The organism is Streptomyces sp. NBC_00019 (genome assembly GCF_045041015.1).
Lineage (GTDB): Bacteria > Actinomycetota > Actinomycetes > Streptomycetales > Streptomycetaceae > Streptomyces.
This window is the reverse complement of record NZ_CP108302.1, coordinates 7,724,737-7,740,862: the sequence shown is the minus strand read 5'-3', so window position 1 is coordinate 7,740,862 and position 16,126 is coordinate 7,724,737. Positions and strand designations below refer to the sequence as shown.

The 16,126-nt window shown below is 71.9% G+C and carries 13 protein-coding genes; 2 read left to right on the top strand and 11 right to left on the bottom strand.

Going from position 1 to position 16,126, the window contains the following annotated elements:
* Positions 1–3 precede the first annotated feature (3 nt).
* Positions 4–162, bottom strand: a complete 159-nt coding sequence (locus tag OHU89_RS36425) for a hypothetical protein (protein WP_405649212.1) — start codon at positions 160–162, stop codon at positions 4–6.
* Between the two features lie 563 nt (positions 163–725).
* Here OHU89_RS36425 and sepH point away from each other — a divergent pair.
* Positions 726–1,763, top strand: a complete 1,038-nt coding sequence (gene sepH / locus OHU89_RS36420) for a septation protein SepH (RefSeq protein WP_405649210.1) — start codon at positions 726–728, stop codon at positions 1,761–1,763.
* Positions 1,764–1,959: 196 nt separating this feature from the next.
* On the opposite strand, the gene OHU89_RS36415 is transcribed toward sepH, so the two are convergent.
* Positions 1,960–2,817, bottom strand: a complete 858-nt coding sequence (locus OHU89_RS36415) for a sulfurtransferase (RefSeq protein ID WP_405649209.1) — start codon at positions 2,815–2,817, stop codon at positions 1,960–1,962.
* Between the two features lie 297 nt (positions 2,818–3,114).
* Here OHU89_RS36415 and OHU89_RS36410 point away from each other — a divergent pair, with 297 nt between their 5' ends.
* Positions 3,115–3,882 carry a VOC family protein gene (locus OHU89_RS36410; protein ID WP_405649208.1) on the top strand — a complete coding sequence of 256 codons (768 nt, stop codon included), beginning with the start codon at positions 3,115–3,117 and terminating at the stop codon, positions 3,880–3,882.
* A gap of 35 nt (positions 3,883–3,917) precedes the next feature.
* Here the strand turns inward: OHU89_RS36410 and OHU89_RS36405 are convergent, their stop codons facing one another.
* The 9 genes from OHU89_RS36405 to OHU89_RS36365 form a co-directional block, all read right to left on the bottom strand.
* Complete coding sequence (locus OHU89_RS36405) at positions 3,918–4,439, bottom strand: flavin reductase family protein (RefSeq protein WP_405649207.1); 522 nt, start codon at positions 4,437–4,439, stop codon at positions 3,918–3,920.
* Positions 4,436–5,644, bottom strand: a complete 1,209-nt coding sequence (locus tag OHU89_RS36400; RefSeq protein ID WP_405649206.1) for an MFS transporter — start codon at positions 5,642–5,644, stop codon at positions 4,436–4,438. The genes OHU89_RS36405 and OHU89_RS36400 overlap by 4 nt, the downstream gene beginning before the upstream one ends.
* Complete coding sequence (locus OHU89_RS36395; protein WP_405649205.1) at positions 5,641–6,888, bottom strand: aKG-HExxH-type peptide beta-hydroxylase; 1,248 nt, start codon at positions 6,886–6,888, stop codon at positions 5,641–5,643. The genes OHU89_RS36400 and OHU89_RS36395 overlap by 4 nt, the downstream gene beginning before the upstream one ends.
* Complete coding sequence (locus tag OHU89_RS36390) at positions 6,885–8,981, bottom strand: M3 family metallopeptidase (RefSeq protein WP_405649204.1); 2,097 nt, start codon at positions 8,979–8,981, stop codon at positions 6,885–6,887. The genes OHU89_RS36395 and OHU89_RS36390 overlap by 4 nt, the downstream gene beginning before the upstream one ends.
* Positions 8,978–10,291, bottom strand: a complete 1,314-nt coding sequence (locus OHU89_RS36385; RefSeq protein ID WP_405649202.1) for a hypothetical protein — start codon at positions 10,289–10,291, stop codon at positions 8,978–8,980. The genes OHU89_RS36390 and OHU89_RS36385 overlap by 4 nt, the downstream gene beginning before the upstream one ends.
* A 442-nt stretch (positions 10,292–10,733) precedes the next feature.
* Positions 10,734–11,381: a thymidine kinase gene (locus OHU89_RS36380; RefSeq protein ID WP_266887105.1), complete on the bottom strand. Its 648-nt coding sequence runs from the start codon at positions 11,379–11,381 to the stop codon at positions 10,734–10,736.
* Positions 11,382–11,427: 46 nt separating this feature from the next.
* Positions 11,428–12,621, bottom strand: coding sequence for an alkaline phosphatase family protein (locus tag OHU89_RS36375; RefSeq protein WP_405649201.1), 1,194 nt, complete (start codon positions 12,619–12,621; stop codon positions 11,428–11,430).
* Positions 12,621–13,208, bottom strand: a complete 588-nt coding sequence (locus OHU89_RS36370) for a DUF5998 family protein (RefSeq protein WP_266887109.1) — start codon at positions 13,206–13,208, stop codon at positions 12,621–12,623. Before OHU89_RS36370 ends, OHU89_RS36375 begins: the two co-directional genes overlap by 1 nt.
* A 53-nt stretch (positions 13,209–13,261) precedes the next feature.
* Positions 13,262–16,072 carry a GNAT family N-acetyltransferase gene (locus OHU89_RS36365; protein WP_405649200.1) on the bottom strand — a complete coding sequence of 937 codons (2,811 nt, stop codon included), beginning with the start codon at positions 16,070–16,072 and terminating at the stop codon, positions 13,262–13,264.
* Between the last annotated feature and the right edge of the window lie 54 nt (positions 16,073–16,126).

The following is a 16,126-nucleotide window of genomic DNA, read 5'->3' as shown; positions in this document are numbered from 1 at the left end:
GACCTACTGGGCGTCGGCGTCGGGCTGGATGCCGTACCTCTGTCCGATCACGTGCCGGTCGAAGTGGGCGTGCCGCCACCGGACTTCGAGGACGACGAGGAGTCCGCGATAGACAGACCCTTCGGTGAACTCCCCTGAGGGTGGGGGCGTCTGGTCCGACACCGTCTCAGCAGGGACCGTCGCCTCGCGAAGCTGTTCGCCGGTGCGGGACGTTCAGATCGATCCACTTTCCCCGATATCGGGCCTTCCACGCACTCCTGGATCTTGCCTGCCTTTCCCGCACTTGACCAACCAACTGCACGAGAAAAGGACGTACGCACGAAACCAATAGTTCCGTTTCTGGTGATTCCGTGAAGTACGCCACGTTCAAGATCCGCAAATTCGCGCGAGAGGCCGTCAAGTCCGGTCTGTTGCCAGAAGTTGGGCGGCGCGCCAATCCACGCACGTGGTCCAAATGGAGTACTGTTGCGAGCCCTGGATCCGGTCTCCCGCCAGGGCGTCCGCGACTCCAAGGACCGCCAGGAGGGGGCTAGTTGCACAGGGTGACGGAGTTGGTCACTTAGCGTTGCGAATAGGTAACCGTGCCATAACGGCGATCCAGGGCCCGTGCCCGACACGCCGGGCAACTCGGCAAGGTTGTGGCAGGCTGCACCCGGGCAGGTCACACTCGACTAGCGGAAGCAGCGACGCACGTGACGTCGGCAGGCACCACCCGGGAGGTCCCCATGCCCGAACTGCGTGTCGTGGCCGTCTCGAATGACGGCACACGGCTGGTGCTGAAGGCTGCGGACAGCACGGAGTACACGCTTCCGATTGACGAGCGTCTGCGCGCCGCGGTACGCGGCGACCGTCCCCGCCTCGGCCAGATCGAGATCGAGGTGGAGAGCCATCTCCGCCCCCGTGACATTCAGGCACGTATACGTGCCGGTGCGACGGCCGAAGAGGTCGCGCAGATGGCCGGCATCCCCGTGGACCGCGTACGCCGTTTCGAGGGCCCTGTGCTCGCGGAGCGCGCGTTCATGGCCGAGCGGGCACGCAAGACACCCGTCCGCCGCCCCGGCGAGAACGCGGGTCCCCAGCTCGGCGAGGCCGTCCAGGAGCGCCTGCTGCTGCGCGGCGTCGAGAAGGACACCGTCCAGTGGGACTCGTGGCGCCGCGACGACGGCACCTGGGAAGTCCTGCTGGTCTACCGGGTCGCGGGCGAACCGCACTCGGCGAGCTGGACGTACGACCCGCCCCGGCGGCTCGTCCAGGCCGTCGACGAGGAGGCGCGCTCGCTGATCGGCGAGTCCGACGACCTCGCCGTGCCGGAGCCCAGCTTTCCGTTCGTCCCGAGGATCGCGCGGCTGCCGCGCGACCGTCCGCTGGACCGTGCCCTCGAACGGGGCCCGAGCCTGCCCGTGCCGACGCCCGATCCGGTCGAAGAGGCCACGGCCGAGCGGGACTCGCTGACCAGCCTGCTGGAGGCGGTGCCGAGCTTCCGGGGCGACCTGGTGGTTCCGGAGCGCCCGTCGGAGCCCGCCCCGCCCATGGAGGAGCCCCCCGCCGAACCCGAGGCGGAGGAACCCCCGGCCCCGGCGGCCTCGGCCGGCTCGGCCTACGCGGACGTCCTCATGCCCCGTTCGGTCGGCAGCCACCGCGACCGCCTCATCGGCTCCACCGACCGCCAGGCCGAGGCCGACGGCGTCCGTCCCGGCCGCCGCGCGGCCGTCCCGAGCTGGGACGAAATCGTGTTCGGCACGCGCCGCAAGAAGCAGGAGTAGTCGCTCGTACGGCTGTGGAGACGGCCGTACGAGGATGAGGGCCCGCGCCGTTCGGCAGCGGGCCCTCCGGCTTGCGCGACGGGGGTACGGCCGGGCGGCGCGGCCACGCCTTCAGCCGCCTGGCTGCGGGCATTCATGCCCGAAGAGGGCGGCAGCCAGGCCGCGCGAGCCGCCCCCACTCAGCCCCCGCGCCGGGTCACTGAGGGTCCGGGCCCAAGGCGACCGGCCGAGACGGATCCGACGACCACTCCGACCACGAACCGACGTACAGCGCCGCCGGAATCCCCGCGACCGCCAGGGCCAGCACCTCGTGCGCCCCGGAGACGCCCGAACCGCAGTACACCCCGACCTCGGAGCCGTCGCCCGCCCCGAGGGCCTTGAAGCGCGCGCCCAGCTCCTCCGCGGGCAGGAAACGCCCGTCCGGCCCCACGTTCTCGTTCGTCGGCGCGGACACGGCGCCCGGGATGTGCCCGCCGACCCGGTCGATCGGCTCGACCTCACCCCGGTACCGCTCCCCCGCCCGCGCGTCGAACAGCACCCCGGACCGCGCCAGCGCCGCCGCCGCGTCCGCGTCGAGCAGCCCCGCGGGTCCCGGCATCGGTCGGAAGTCGCCCTCGGCGCGAGCGGGACCGGGCACCGACGACTGCAGGGGCCCCTCCCACGTCGGCAACCCGCCGTCGAGGACCCGCACGTCCGGGTGACCCGTCCAGCGCAGCAGCCACCATGCGCGGGCGGCCGCCCAGCCCTGTCCCCCGTCGTACACGACCACCGGCGCGGCGGCCGACACACCCGCCCGGCGCATCGCGGCACCGAACTCCGCGACATCGGGCAGCGGATGCCGGCCGCGCGCACCGGCGGCGGAGGCAAGTTCCCTGTCCAGGTCGACGAAGACCGCGCCGGGGATGTGCCCGGCCGCGTACTCGGCGCGGCCGTCGAAGGGCGGTTCTCCGGCCGCTTTGGCCACGCTCAACTGCCAGCGGACGTCGAGCAGTACCGGCGGGTTCTCGCCCGCCAGTTCGCTCACGAGTTCGGATGCGGAGATGATGGCGTTCATGGCCACCATCCTTGCGCACGGGGTGGCCGCATCGCCCATGTCCGGCTACTCTGCTCCGCCGGGCAGGCCCGATCACGAGGCGTACGGGATCGGGCACATGCTGTACAGCCGATCGACACCTGTGGGCAATCGCGCAGAAACGGACGGGAAACCGCACACCGGGCATTCTGCTGACACGGGCCACGGAGCGGCGGCGCGCCCGGAGCGCGCCGTGCCACGGGTGGTGCGAGCATCGGCACGGGGTTCCGGAGAGCGGCGGCGACACGGCCGCCGCGAGGGGTCGAGGAGAGAGTGACGATGACCGGCGAGACGCACACCCCCGGCACGCCCTGCTGGGTGAGCCTGATGGTGCACGGACTGACCACGACCCAGGACTTCTACGGCGAACTGTTCGGTTGGGAATTCCAACCCGGTCCCAAGCAGCTCGGGCCCTACGTCAGGGCCCTGCTGGACGGCGAGGAGGTCGCCGGAATCGGCCAGCTTCCGCCCGACCGCCACCTCCCGGTCGCCTGGACGCCCTACCTTGCCTCGGACGACGTCGACCTGACCGCGGAGACGGTACGGCTGTGCGGCGGCACGGTCGGGGTCGGCCCCCTGGACGCGGAGGACGCGGGCCGGCTGGCGATCGCTTCCGACCCCTCCGGCGCGGTCTTCGGCATCTGGCAGGCGGGAGCGCACCGCGGCACGGGCATCTCGGGCGTCCCCGGCACACCGGCCTGGCACGAGCTGATCACCTTCGAGACGGCGAGCGTCACCAAGTTCTACGAGACGGTCTTCGGCTACGAGGAGGAGCCGGTGGTCTCCGCCGACTTCGACTACGTCACCCTCCATATCGCCGGCCACCCGGTTGCCGGAATCCACGGCGTCGGCAACTCCCTCCCCCGCGACCGGGGCCCGCACTGGATGACGTACTTCGAGGTGGCCGACACCGACGAAACGATCTCCCACCTCACCGCCCTCGGCGGCCACATCCTGAAACCGGCCCACGAGAGCCCCCACGGCCGCGTGGCGACGGTGGCGGATCCGGAGGGGGCACGCTTCTCGGTGGTACAGGGACCTCGCTGAGGCTCGGGCCGCCGACGACGTAGGCGAAGGGACCGTCACCCCGCACGCCTCAGCCCCTCCGCCTCGGAACCGGTCGATCCATAGGCGCCGCGGTGGAACAGCAGTGCCTCTTCCCGTTCTCCCGCGATGGCGGCCGTGACGCGGCCGATGACGATCAGGTGGTCGCCGCCGGCGTAGGTGCCGTCAACGGTCGCTTCCAGCCAGGCCGTTGCGCCGGACAGACGTGGGGAGCCGTTGCCCAGGAGGCACGAGTAGGGGATGCCGGCGAAGCGGTCGGTGTGGCGACGGGCGAAGGCGCTGGCCGTGTCCTGCTGGTCCGCGGCGAGGACGTTGACGCAGAACGTGCCGGCTTCTCGGACCAGCGGCCAAGTGTCGGAGGACCGGGAGACGTTGAAGGCGATCAGCGGCGGGTCCAGGGACAGCGAGGTGAAGGACTGGCAGGTGAATCCCGCCGGGCCGGTCGACGTCGTGGTGGTGATGACGGTGACGCCCGTGGGGAACCGGCCGGCGACGGATCGCAGGAGGGCGGGGTCGATGATCGGTCTGACGACGGTCATCGGCCGTCCAGGCCCAGGGAGCGGGAGCGGAGCACCGGCCAGGCGACGAAGGACAGTGCCGCCATCACGGCGAAGTAGTGCCAGGTGCCGCTGTCGAGCAGCGCGCCGCCGAGGATCGGCCCGGCGAAGAAGCCCAGGTAGCGAAGTTCCAGCGCACCGAAGAACGCTCCCTTCTCCGCGTCGGGCGCGAGACGGTGGGTGACGAGGTCGGCCATCGGCATCAGGAGCGCCTCCCCGACGGTCCAGGCGAGCACCCCGGCCAGCAGGACCCACAGCCGACCGTCCGAGGTTCCCCAGCAGAGGAAGGCGACGGCGAAGCCGCTACAGCCCACCCCTGCCTGCGCCGGGAGCGTGGCGCGTCGGGCGAGCCATGCCGCCGGCCACTGGTAGGCGAAGCCCAGGACGGCGTGCACGGCGAAGACCACCGCGAACAGCGTCGGGGCGCGGTCACCGGACTCTTCCTTGAGGTAAAGGGGGATCACCGATTCGAGCTGGGCGAAGACCAGGGTGATCAGGACGGCCGAGACCAGCACGAGCCGGAACCGCCCGTCGCGCAGGGAGTGCGTCCATGTCCAGCGCCCCTGACGGGCGGCCGGGACGCGGACGTCCAGCACCCGCAGGGAGTCGCGTCGCGCGTGGACCAGCAGCACACAGCAGGCGAACATTGCCGCGGAGACGGCGAAGAGGGCCCGGTGGGAGACGCTGTAGGCCGCGGCGCCCGCGAGTGGGCCGAGCGCGGCGCCGGCCGACACGGTCATGAACCGTAGGCGGAAGACCAGTTCGCCGCCCTCGCCCGCGGCGAGGCTCATCAGCTTCTTCAAGGACGGCCCGACCAGCATCAGGGCGCCGCCCAGGCACACGATCAGGGGCAGCACCAGCACCGGGGCGGTGACCGTGGCGAGGGCCGCGGCCAGCAGCGTGTAGAGGACGAGGCCGGCGCGCAGCAGGCTCCCGGCCCCGGCGCGGTCGGTGATGGCTCCGCCCGCCAGCGCCCCCACCGCACCGACCAGGGCGATGGAGCCGGTGAAGGCGCCGATCGCGGCCGGCGGCAGTGAGGTGATGTCGGCGAGGTAGAGCGCCAGGAAGGGCATCATGCCGAAGAAGGCACAGGAGTTGATCAGCGAGCAGAGTGCCAGGACGCGGACCGTCCGGTCCCCGATGAGGTCCGCGAAGCCCGCCTGGCGCACCTGGGTGGTCGTCGTCATCGCAGGGCCCGTTCCGTCTCCGCGCGCATCTGCGCCCACAGCACCTTGCCGGCCTCGGTGAACTCCGCCGTGGGCTCGCCCTCGATCTCGTCCAGTCCCTTGGCGAGCAGATCCGCGTTCTGCCGCGTCAGTTCACGGTGGATCTCCAGACCGGTGCGGTCGTACGCGCGGCGGTGGAACGCGGTGATGCGGGCGAACGCGTGGGCGGCCATGAGCATGCCCCACAGGGGGCGCGGGTCCTTGCGTACCGGGGAGTTGAAGGTCGCCCCTTCCGCGACGGTCACCAGCGGGTCGAGTTCCAGGAGCAGCATCAGCCGAAGGTGTGAACTCTCGTGCAACAGGTGCTCGGCGGTGTAGTGGGTGGCGCTGAACGGCTGAGCGGCCTCCGACAGGAACACCGCGCCCATCAGGATCGCCTCGGTGAACGAGGAGTGGAACTCGGAGGCGTAGGGAACGACCACCCGGGTGTAGGCGCGGATCTCGGTGGCGAGTTCGGGCCACACGTCCTCGATGAGGGCGAAGGCCCGGGAGAGGTCGGTGATGTCGTCCTCGCCGATCTCCCGTACGGCGAGGTCGGAACGGGGGTAACCGGGCTGCGGCTCATGGGAGTTCATCGAGGTGAAGTGGCGCGCGATGAAGGGGCCGGCGTTGTCGATCTCGATGTCGGTTCCGGCGATGACCGGTCGTCGCACGCGCCGGGCGTTCCCCAGCCGGGGGTCGCCCGCACCGTGGATGTAGGAGGCGGGCACGGCGGCGGCGCCGTCGCGGACGGTGCCGTCGCCGTCCTCGCGGATCACCAGCCGGTGCACTGGGGTGTCGAAGACCAGGTGGTGGCGCGTCTGGGGGAACCGCACCTCGGTGACGGGCGCGGCCAGCCGCAGTACGGTGCCCGCGGGGTCCGCGGTGGGGCCGGTGGCGTGGGGCAGGGCGACGAACCGCGCGAAGTGCGTCGACCAGACGCGGATGAAGTCGGCGTCCTTGCGCTGGGCCGCGAGCATCAACTGCCGCCACAGGTAAGGGAAGACCGGATGGGACAGGAGCCGGTGGGCGGAGTCGTCGTCCAGCGCCGCGAACCGCTGCCCCCACAGGGTCAGTTCGGCCTCGGTCGGCTCGCCCGCGAGCTGCCCCAGACGCTTGGTCACCCGGGGGACGGAGGCGCGGAGCTTGGCCACGTAGGCGGGCAGGACGGGGTCGTCGTCCCCGGCGAGGGCCAGATGGCCGCCGAGGAAGTCGGTGGTGGTCATGGTGAGGTCCTGTTCGGGGAGAGTGACGACGGTGCGATGTCCGGCAGGCCGCGGCGGCGGAGGAAGGGCTCGATGCGCGGCTGGTCCAGGCCGGTGAGCTCGTGGAACATGGCCATCGCGGCACGGGATCCGCCGGCGGCGAGCATCGTGCGGAGCGCCTCGCCGCTCGCGCGGGTGAGGCCGCCGCGCTTCTCCAGCGCCTCGACCAGGTTCGCGGCGATGATCTCGGACCACAGATAGGCGTAGAAGCCCGCGCCGTAGGGGCCGTGGAAGACGTGGTCGAAGTAGCCGGAGCGGTAACGCGGCGGAATCTCGGGCACCTTGTCCAGCCCCCAGCGAGCGGCGCCCCGCGCTTCGATCCGCGCGGCGTCCCAATCCGCGTTCCCGCCCTGGTCGTCGGGTCCTTCGGGTCCGCCGGGGAGCGTGTGCCAGGACCAGTCCACCGCGGCCGCGCCCAGGATCTCCACCAGCAGGTGCACTCCGCCGGTGCTGTGGCGCTCGCTCACCTGTTTGATCCACTCCGGAGGCAGCGGCTGTCCGGTGCGGTGGTGCCGGGCGTAGTGCTCGAGGAGTTGTTCGTCGAACGCCCAGCTCTCGTGGACCTGGGCGGGAGCCTCGGAGAAGTCGCGGGGGACGCCGGGGGCCGAGTGCGCCGGGTAGCGGACGTCGGAGAGCAGCGCGTGCAGGGCGTGTCCGAACTCGTGGAAGAGGGTGATGACTTCGGGCATGTCGAGGAGGCAGGGGCGCCCGGCGCCGGGCGGGGTGAGGTTGAAGGTGTTCACCACGACGGGCCGGGTCGCGGTGGTGTGTGCCTGGGGGCGCAGGATCCCCGTCCATGCGCCGCCTCGTTTGCCGGGCCGGGAGAAGACGTCGATCAGGAAGAGGCCCACCGTGCCGGCGTGTTCGTCGGTGACCTGGAAGACGCGGGCCTCGGGATGGTGGGCAGTGAGGTCATGCCGTTCGGCGAACTCGAGGCCGTACAGGAGGCCGGCGCTGTGGAAGAGGCCGCGGGTGATGACCGCGTCCAGCTCGAAGTGGGCGCGGAGTTCGTCCGCGGTGGGCCCTTCGGCGCCGTTCTCCCCTCCGTCGCCCGAAGGTCCCGCGGCCGCGTGGTGGGTCCAGTCCCAGGCGCGGATCCGGTGACCGGCCCTGGCCCGTAGGGCGCGGCGTTCGGTGTGTGCCGCGTGCAGGAGCGGCTCCGCCAGCCGCCGGAACATCGCCTCCACGGCCTCCGGGGTACCCGTCGTCTGGTCCTCGGTCGCCCACGCGGCGTACGACGGGTAGCCCAGGATGCGGGCCTGGCGGGCGCGTAACCGGGCGATCCGGGCGGCCCGTTCCTCGTTGTCCGCCCCTCTCCCGAGCGAGCGTTCGAACAGTGTTCTACGGGTGTCCCGGTCCCGTAGCTGCACGAGCGCCGGCTGGCTGGTGGACGAGGTGAGCGGCAGGACGTGCCAGGGCTCTGGCCTGCCTCGGCTCGCGGCCTCGTCGGCCGTGGCCGCGAGCCGGTCGGCGGGCAGACCGCGCAGGGCGTCGGGTCCGGGTACCGCCAGGGCCTGACGGTGGGTGTCCTCGATCAGGGTCTGCCGGTAGGCGGCGCACTGCCGGGAGAGCTCGCGGTTGACCTCGCCGAGTTCCCGGGCGGCTTCGGCGGGCAGCATGGCGCCCACCCGCCGCATGCGGCGCCACCAGTGCACGGTCAGGGCCCGGGACTGGGGGTCGGTGATCCGGTCGCGCCCGGCGTGCACCGCGTCGATACGGGCGACCAGGCGCCGGTTGCGGACGATGCGCCCCTCGTGGCGGGAGAGCAGGACGGCGATGTCCTGCTCCAGGCCGGTCAGTGCCGCCTCGCCGCCCGCGGTCACCTGGTGGGTGAACGCGTCGTGGATGTACTGCACCCGGGTGCCGGAGAACTCGAGCGCCTCGACGGTGTTGGCGAGGTCCGGCGGCGCCGGGTCGGCGGCGATGGCGTCGACCCGGGCCTCGCGCTCGGCGATGGCCTGCTCCAGCGCGGGCCGGTAGTGCCCGGGGCGGATGTCGGCGAACGGCTGCATCCCGTGCGGGGCGGGAGGCTCCAGAAGCGGGTTCGGACTCATCGGGGCGCCCGCATCCGTACGGCCAGCTCGTCCACGGCCCACTGGCGCAGCGGGGCGAGCCCGCCGTCGGTGCTGATGTCGCGCAGCAGGATCAGCGGGGACAGCGCCTGCCGGTCGAGGGAGGCCGACGCCACCAGGGCACCGTGGGCCTGGTCCGGCTGCTCCAGCCGCAGGGAGCAGCGGGCGGCCTGACAGTGGGCGTAGGAGGCGTACGGCGCACCCAGCCCGGCGGCGGTGCGGTACGCCTCGCGCGCCTCGACGACCCGGCTCTCCCCCATCAGGAAGTCGGCCAGCCGTACGTGCGCCTTGGGGTCGAGCGGGTCCCACTCGGTCATCCGTCGGTAGAACCGCTCCGCGCCCTCGATGTCCCGTCGGGCCTTGGCCGAACGCCCTGAGGTCTCGAGGACGGGGTGGACGTTCTCCAGCGCCAGGAGTCGGGCATCGCCGTCCGCGAGCGCCACGGCCTCCAAGGCGTATTTCTCCGCCAGTTGCAGCTGCCGGTCGACCTCCGCGTGGTCGCCCTCGAAGAACGGGATGAAGGCCACTCCGCGCCAGTAGATGGAGGTGTGCAGCGGCTCCATCTCCACGCCGGCCCGGTCGGCCACCTCGTCGGCGGCGGCCAGCCAGTACCGCATGTCGGCCAGTGCCTTCTGCTTCTCACCCTTGGCGCACAGCACGATCATGTGGGCGGCGGCCCCGTACCGTACGGCCGGGTCGAACGCCTCGGTGCGGGCGATGGTCTCCATGACACCGCGGGCCCGCACGAACGCCGCGGCCGCGCTCCGGGCGTCCCCGGCGAGCTGTGCGTCGGCGTTGTGCCGGAAGTAGGCCAGCCGCAGGGCGTCCAGATCGCGGCCGGCCGGGTCGGTGGGGACGAGGGCCGCGATGGTCTTCCAGAAGCCGAGCTTGGCCAGCGCGGTCACCAGGCGGGACCGGTCGCCGGTGGACAGCCCGGACCAGTTCTCGGTCAGGGCGCACAAGTGCTGCCAGCGGGCCGACCTCAGGGATACGGGCAGGTCGCGGGGGTGGTCCGGGTTGGGCCGGCCGGGCTCCTCGGTCTTCAGCGCCTGCCTCAGCAGTCCGAGCGAGGCGATCTGGTGGACGGGTACGGGCAGGTCCTGGGCGAGGCGGCGGCCGACGTCGGCGGTGCACTGGGCGTGCAGGGGGCCGCCGGGGCTCTCCAGGTCGAAGTAGGAGGCGAGGAGTTCGCGGGACCGAGGGGCCGGCTCCGGTTCGAAGGTTCCCCTCGGCGGCTCCTGCATCGGGGGCAGGTCGCCGACGCTTCCCTTGGTCCGCAGAAACTTCTCCACCGCCGGCTCCTCCGTCGTGGTCCTCTGCCGTTGATCGGCTGTCGTCGATCAGCTGTCGTGATCCGCTGGGTGTGCGCCACGAAGCGTGATGGCCGCAAAGGGAGTTCGCCCTTTGCGGCCATCGCGAGCCCGCCTGGTCGCCAGGAGGGCAGCTCGCCTGATGTCGGAGATCAGACGGCCGGGGCGTAGTAGGCCACGCCCGAGACCGTGAGACCGAACTCCTCGGCCAGCTCGTCCGTCTCGACCTCGACCTCGGTGATCTGCTCGGCGTCCATGTCTGAACCTCCTGTTGTCGACTGTGGCCCCTGGGGTTTTCGGGGACAGGTCAAACGTAGGAGGGGCTTCTCGAAGATCCGCCGAGCATTGCTGGAGATCGATTCGAGAGACGGTCAGGGCATGCGTGAGCCGGGACGGACAAGGAGGTGACCGCCGTGCCGGGTCCTCAGACGGTGGTGACCGGCAGCACGTCGGGGGACAACGCCGCCGCCCGTGCCGGGGCCGCGGTCATCCGGCGGCGGTGATGGCGACGGCACAGGACCTCGTACCCGATCGCTTCCGCCTGGTTGACGTCCCCCACGACCACCTGAGCGCCTTCCACGACCATCTCGCCCCCTATCGTGCGGGCGTTGTGCGTGGCGCGGGCGCCGCACCAGCAGAGGGCCTCGACCTGCAACACCTCTACGCGGTCGGCCAGTTCCACCAGGCGCTGGGAGCCCGGGAACAGCTTGGAGCGGAAGTCCGTCGTGATGCCGAAGGCGTAGACGTCGAGGCCCAGGTCGTCGACGACGCGGGCGAGTTGGTCGATCTGCCCGGGGGCCAGGAACTGGGCCTCGTCGGCGATGACGTAGTCCGCGCGGCCGCCCTGGGAGAGGTGGTCGACCAGGTAGGCGTACAGGTCCTGGCCGTCCTCGACCTCCACCGCGTCCGTGACCAGGCCGAGGCGGGAGGAGAGTTTGCCCTCGCCCGCGCGGTCGTCCCGGGTGAAGATCATGCCCTGCAGGCCGCGCGCGGAGCGGTTGTGCTCGATCTGGAGAGCCAGGGTCGACTTCCCGCAGTCCATGGTTCCGGAGAAGAACACCAGCTCGGGCATGGGGAGTTGAACACCTTTCGGCAACGGAGGGCGGCAGAGGGAGGTTTCAGGAGCGTACTTCGAGCAGCGGGACCAACTGCTCCGCGGGGGTCATCGAACCGTGGTTGCCGACCATCGCCGACTCCTTGGGCTCCCGCTCGGACGCGATGATCAGGACGTCGTCCCGCGCGGCCGCGACCACATCGCCGAGGCGCGCGTAGACCCGGTCGTCGACCTGTGGGCCGAACCAGCCGGCCGCGATCGCCTCGTCCCGCGAGGCCACCCAGAACTGCTCGCCGAGCACCTCGCGCCAGCAGGTCAGGACGTCGTTCCCGGCGCCCGGTACCGCGTAGATGTGGCGGGCCCGGCCCTCGCCGCCCAGCAGGGCGACCCCGGCGCGCAGCTCCCAGTCCTCGTCGAAGTCGATGCGGTGCTGCTCGTCGAAGGGTATGTCGACCATGCCGTGGTCCGCGGTGACGTAGAGCGCGCTGCGCGGTGGGAGTTGTTCCGCGAGGCGCTGCACCAGACGGTCCACGTGCATGAGCTGGCCGCGCCAGGTGTCGGAGTCGACGCCGAAGCGGTGTCCCGCGCCGTCGAGTTCGGCGTAGTACGTGTAGACCAGCGCGCGGTCGGCGGCGGCCAGTTGCTCGGCCGCGAGGTCCATGCGGTCCTCGCCCGCCAGCCGGCCGAGGAACTTGCCGCCGCTCAGCGCGACCTTGGTCAGCGGGGTGTTCTCGAAGGTCGGTGAGGACACCTGCGCCGCGTGCACGCCCGCGTCCTGGGCGAGCTGGAAGACCGTGGGGTACGGCTGCCACACACGCGGCGAGGTCCACGGCTGCCAGCGCAGCTGGTTCATCAGCTCGCCGGTGCCGGGGTTGCGCACGGTGTAGCCGGGCAGTCCGTGCGCACCCGGCGGCAGTCCGGTGCCGACGGAGGCGAGGGAGGTCGCGGTGGTCGCCGGGAAGCCGGCGGTGATGGGCCGGCCGGTGCCGCCGCGCGAGCCCGCGAGCAGCGAGGCCAGGTAGGGGGCCTCGTCCGGGTGCGCCCGCAGCTGCTCCCAGCCGAGGCCGTCGATCAGGAACACGCAGTTCCGGTCGGCGGGGGTCAGCTCGGTGATCGTGGCGGTCGTGCCGGGTACGCCCATGCCGGCGGCGAGCGTGGGCAGGAGGTCGGCGAGGGAACCGCTGCCGTATTCGGGCAGCGGTGCGGAGTCGACGGCCAGTGGTTCCGGGTAGGACTCCCAGGCGGTGAGCTGGGCCATCAGTGTGCGGTGTCCGCGGTCGCCTCGGAGAGGGACTGGGCGAAGGCGAGGGTCTGGCGGACCGTCTCGGGGCCGTCGCCGGCCTCGCTGACCCGCAGACTGAGGTCGTCTGCGGTCGAGTTGCCCGTGTAGCCGTGGTCGGCCTCGCAGTTGGGGTCGCCGCAGGCGGCCGGCTCCAGGTCGATCCGGGAGACGGCGCCCCAGCCGATGGTCAGCACGACCTCGCGGGGCAGGGTGCCCGGCTGGTACTGCTCCGGATTGGCGACCACCCGGCTGAGCACGACCGACGAGATCCGGCCAAGCTTCACGGACTCCGTGGACGTCGTGGCGTACGGCGTCGGGGAGGTGCTGTCGGCGGCCTGCTCGTCGGTGTGGCTGACGATGAAGCGGTTGCCGGTGAGGACGAGCACGGTCACATGCCGCCGCACCTCGTTCTGGTCGAACGTCGTCTCCTGGTGGACCAGGTACGACCGGATGGGCTCGCCGCCCACAGCGGCCTCCACCGCCTCGGCCACGAGGGCCGGGTAGTAGCCGCTGCGCTCGATCGCCGCTCGCAGCCCCTGGGTCGTCGTACTGGTCTTGGCCATGACCCCCATCCTACGGGGGACCACTGACTGCGAGGCACCGCTCAGGGGTGTTCTCAGTACGCGGGCAGGGTCCGCGGGCCGAGGTCGTCGCGGGCGGGCGGGGGTGCCAGGCGTACGGAGGCGCCGAGGACGCTCAGGCCGTGCGGGGCGACGACGACCGGTTCCAGGGTCACCGCGACGACCTCGGGGTGGTCGTCGACGAGGCGGGACACCCTCAGCAGCAGTTCCTCCAGGGCCGCGGTGTCGACGGGCGCCGAGCCTCTCCAGCCGAACAGGAGCGGTGCCGTCCGGATGGAGCGGACCAGGGAGGTCGCCTCGCGGTCAGTGACCGGAATCAGCCGGTGCGCGACGTCCCCGAGCAGCTGTGATGCGGCCCCGGCGAGCCCGAAGGAGAGCACGGCTCCGGCCGCGGGGTCGATGACGGCCCGTACGACGGTGTCCACGCCGCGTGGCGCCATCCGCTGCACGACGGGGCGCAGCTCCTCGGGCGTCCCGAACAGCTCGGTCAACTCGGCGTACGCCCGCCGCAGTTGTTCCTCGTCGGCGAGATCGAGGCGTACGCCGCCCAGGTCGGCGCGGTGCCTGAGGTGCGGGGCGGTGGCCTTGAGGGCGACGGGGTAGCCGAGGGTGCGGGCGGCTCGGGCGGCCTCGTCGGGGGTGGGTGCGGGCAGGGCCCGGTGCACCTGGACGCCGTACTTGCCGAGGAGTTCGCAGGTCTCGTCGGTGCCGAGGGTCAGGCCCTGTCCGCGCGCGAGGAGGCCGTCGATCAGTTCGGCGGCGCCCTTCTCGTCGATGTCCTCGTGCTCGGGCACCTTGCCGGGCTCGGCGGCGTCGCGTCGCCATTGCGCGTACTTCACGGCTTCGCCGAGGGCGCGGACGGCGCGCTCCGCGGCGGGGTAGGCGGGGATGAGGCGGGAGCAGTTCCGGGGTGCCTCTTCGGGTGCCTTGACGGCGAGGCGGTCCAGGGCGCGGAAGGGGTGGGAGGCGCTCGGCGTGGCGGCCTGCGGAGCCGTGCTGGCCGCGGCGGACAGTGCCTCCGCGAGTCCGCCCAGCTCGACATGGACCACCAGCACCGGCTTCCCCGGCACCCGCTCGGCCGCCGACCTGAGCGCCTCGGCGAGCGCCGCGTCCCCGGCGGAGCCCTCCCCCACGGCGGGTATCGCGGTCACGACCACCGCGTCGCAGGTGTCGTCCGCCAACGCGCGCGACAGGGCCGTGTGGAAGTCCGCGGGCGAGGCGGCCGTCGTCAGGTCCAGCGGGGTCAGCGGCCTGAGCCCCTCGGAGAGGCAGGCGTCGTAGGTCAGCAGGCCCAGGGACTCGGAGTTGCCGAGGATCGCCACGCGCGGGCCGCCCGGGAGGGGCTGCCGGGCGAGCAACAGGCCGGTGTCGACGAGCTCGGTGATCGTGTCCACGCGGATCACACCGGCCTGTCCGAGCAGGGCGGACACCGTCGAGTGCGGCAGCCGGGTGGCCCGTACGGCATGCCCCTGGGGGGCGGCGCCGGCGCTCTGGACGACGACCAGCGGCTTGGCGGCCGCGGTGCGGCGGGCGAGGCGGGTGAACTTGCGCGGGTTGCCGATGGACTCCAGGTACATGAGGACGACGTCGGTGTCCGGGTCGTCGTACCAGTACTGAAGGACATCGTTGCCGGAGACGTCCGCGCGGTTGCCGGAGGAGACGAAGGTGGACACGCCCGTGGTCCCCGTGACGCCGCCGCCGCGTCGGTGCAGGCGGGACAGCAGGGCGATGCCGATGGCGCCGGACTGGGCGAAGAGGCCGATATGGCCGGGCCGAGGCTTCTCGTTGGCCAGGGACGCGTTCAGCTGTACGTCCGGGTTGGTGTTGATGATGCCGAAGGCGTTGGGCCCGATGATCCGCATGCCGTACGCGCGCGCGTGCCGCACGAGTTCGCGCTGCCGTTCGCGTCCCTCGGGCCCGCTCTCGGCGTACCCGGCGGAGATCACCACGAGTCCCTGCACGCCGTGCTCGCCGCACTCGGTGACGACCTGGGGGACGTGCTCGGCGGGCACGGCGACGACCGCGAGGTCGACGGGCCCCTCGATGTCGCGCACCGAGCGGTAGGCGGGAACCCCGTCGAGCTCCTTGCCGGGGAAGGCCTGGTTCACGGCGTACAGCCGGCCCGTGAAGCCGGCGTCGCGGATGTTGTCGAAGATGCCGCGGCCCACGCCACCACGGGCGCGGCCGACGCCGATCACGGCGACCGAGCCGGGCGTGAGCAGCCGCTGCACCGACCTTGCCTCGGCACGCTGCTCGCGCGCGTACTGCACGGCGAGGGAGCGGTCGGTGGGTTCGAGGTCGAACTCCAGGCGGACGACACCGTCCTCGAAGCTGCGCTTCTGGGTGTACCCGGCGTCCCTGAACACCTTGATCATCTTGTTGTTGGCGGGCAGCACCTCGGCGGCGAAGCGGCGGATGCCGCGCTCGCGGGCGACGGCCCCGATGTGTTCGAGGAGGGCGGAGGCGACGCCCCGGCCCTGGTGGGCGTCCTGCACGAGGAAGGCGACCTCGGCCTCGTCGGCCGGTGCGGACGCGGGCATTCCATCAGTGCCGATGCGGTCGTAGCGTACGGTGGCGATGAACTCACCGCCGACCGTGGCGGCGAGTCCCACCCGGTCCACAAAGTCGTGGTGCGTGAAGCGGTGGACGTCCTTGGCGGACAGGCGAGGGTAGGGCGCGAAGAAGCGGTAGTACTTCGACTCGTCCGACACCTGCTCGTAGAAGCTGACCAGGCGCTCGGCGTCATCAACGGTGATGGGGCGGATGCGCGCGGTACCGCCGTCGCGCAGCACCACGTCGGCTTCCCAGTGCGCGGGGTACTCGTGCCGGTCCGGCGAGGTCTGCATGGGCCCCAGATTACGGCTCGCGTACGACAACGGCGCGAGGCAGTCTGTGGAGAA